A 2277-nucleotide genomic window follows, 5' to 3' on the forward strand; every position below is an offset into this window, starting at 1 on the left:
ATAAGGTTCGATAGCTTTAGAGGCACGTTCCGACATGGTAGACTGCTTTTGATAATTTTGAAAAAAAAGTCCACTTATACAGAATAGAATAATAATAAATAGCCAAAGTAGCTTTTTTTGGCGCCGAATTTTTTTAAGTTCAAACAGAAAGGTCGTCATGACACACCACCGCTACTAAAGAATATTTTCTTATATCGTTCCTCGGTGCCTAAAATTTTCTTTTCGATATCCAAGACGACTATGTTATGTAGTTTTAACAATTCGAAAATATTTTGCAGATTTTCATCCTTTAAACAAATGTAAAGTCTATTTCCTTCAAATTTTGTAGTTATATTAGCTTCACTTAAAATAAATTCTGCCATTTCAACATCCATCACTTTGATTTCATACCACACTTGTTTGTGTGCTGATAGGTCTTCATGTATGAGTACACCATTTTTTAAAAACAAGATATTCGAAGTGACTTTGTCAATTTCCGCTAAATTATGTGACGATAAAAGAATGGCCGTTCCTTGTTCAGCCAATTCTAATAATAGTTCGCGGACCTTTATTGCACTGGTTGGATCGAGTCCATTAAGTGGTTCGTCAAGAATCAACAATTTCGGCTGATTAATTAGCGCCATCGCCAATAATAAATGTTGCTTCATTCCGAGTGAATAGTGTCCCACCTTTTTATTCAAATAGCCATCTATCCCAATTCTTTCAGCGGTTTCAAAAATATGTTTTTTTGTAATCCCTTGCAAGTCCCCGATAAATTGGAGATGATCATATCCCGTTAAATAATCATAAAGCACTGTGTTATCCTGCATGAAAGAAATTTTTCTAAATACTTCTGGATCTTTATTACTTCCTCCTAGTATATTGACCTTACCATTATTAGCAGGTAACAAGTTGTTAATAATATTTAGAAGTGTTGATTTGCCAGAACCATTTGGACCTACGAGAGCTACAATTTCAGAATTGTTTATATCAAAAGAAATTCCCTTCAACACTTCTTCTTTACCGTATGATTTATGTATGTTATTAACAGATAAAATCAATTTTGTTCACCCCTATTATTTGGTAAACTAATTTTTTGAACAAGATAATGAATGAAGTTAAATATTTGAAAGAAATATGATTATTAGACTATCAGATTGATAAAAGAAAAGCTCTTGAAACAGTCTTTTTAAAGAATGTTAAGCAAGAGCATAATCTTTATTCTACTACATTTCTATTGGTTTTGTACTAACTGGCATTGGATATGGTTAATCGTCACGGTATAAATAACCTATAAATAACCTCTATAGTACTTATAAGTTCCAACAGTCTTAAAAAATCCGAAAAGGAAATACCCAAAATTGACCTTGGCGGGATAACCGAGGAGCAAAATTAAGTAATATTTTTTGATAGTTAAACGATTTAATGTAAGCGGTGTCGTATATGTCCTGAATATGTTTTAAGGTCAATTTGTTAAAGAATGTGGTACATATTAACGCCTCTTTTACCATCGCAAAAAGACCATCCTTTGTCAACTTTTGCTTCATCAACACAGCTGCAAAAAGGCGGAGGTCTGTCCTCCACCATTTTGCATTTACTCTATTTATTCGAAATTGCTTCTTTTTGAAGTAATGGGCCGCCCTCGTGCCAGGACACAATGAAAGTTCAAGAAAAAGGAAATCAACCAGAGCCAAAAAGGGCAATAAATATTTAAAATCTGCTTTAACCGAAGATACTCATACCGTTGGAGCCTCCAAAAACTATCTTGGCGCTCTATACAGATGGACAACTGAGCGAAAAGGAAGAAAACGAGATGGAATTGTGGTTGCCCACGCCATGTTAAGAATTGCTTATTATCTTTTAACTAGAAAAGAAATGTAAATAGAGTTAGGCGAAGATTATTTTGATATACAAAAGCAAGCTTCCATTGAACGAAATTCGGTTCGAAGGTTAGAAAACTTAGGATATACCGTAAATATATCAGAAGCAACCTAACCACCGATTTATTAGAAGATCGTTAATAATGCACTGCTCTTTTTCAAAAAAAAATTGAAGTTGCGTGTTTTATTTAATATGGTCTTTTTCCTGATAATTAGTAATTAATCTTCATAGTAGTTCATTAAGAATTGTCATATAAGTCTTATTTTATTAGTATTTTTCAAAGTAAGTTAAAGTGTTTACCTTTTAAAACAAGATGGATACTCAGAATTCCGACTAAGTGCTTTTGCAGAGAACCAAGCTATTAAAATGTACGAAAAAATGGGCTTTAACATAAGAATAGTTACATAAGGATTATCA

2 protein-coding genes are annotated in these 2277 nt (G+C 32.8%); one reads left to right on the forward strand and one right to left on the reverse strand.

All coding sequences use genetic code 11. The features are described from left to right. Positions 1-155 precede the first annotated feature (155 nt). Positions 156-1040: an ABC transporter ATP-binding protein gene (locus AC1DUW_RS26405; protein WP_477643878.1), complete on the reverse strand. Its 885-nt coding sequence runs from the start codon at positions 1038-1040 to the stop codon at positions 156-158. A 583-nt stretch (positions 1041-1623) separates the two neighbouring features. Between AC1DUW_RS26405 and AC1DUW_RS26410 the strand changes: the two genes are divergently transcribed. Further along, the gene (locus AC1DUW_RS26410; protein ID WP_477643879.1) at positions 1624-1860 is read left to right on the forward strand and encodes a hypothetical protein; all 237 of its coding nucleotides are present in this window, start codon (positions 1624-1626) and stop codon (positions 1858-1860) included. Positions 1861-2277: the final 417 nt, after the last annotated feature.

This window comes from Peribacillus sp. P4_C12 (genome assembly GCF_056402095.1).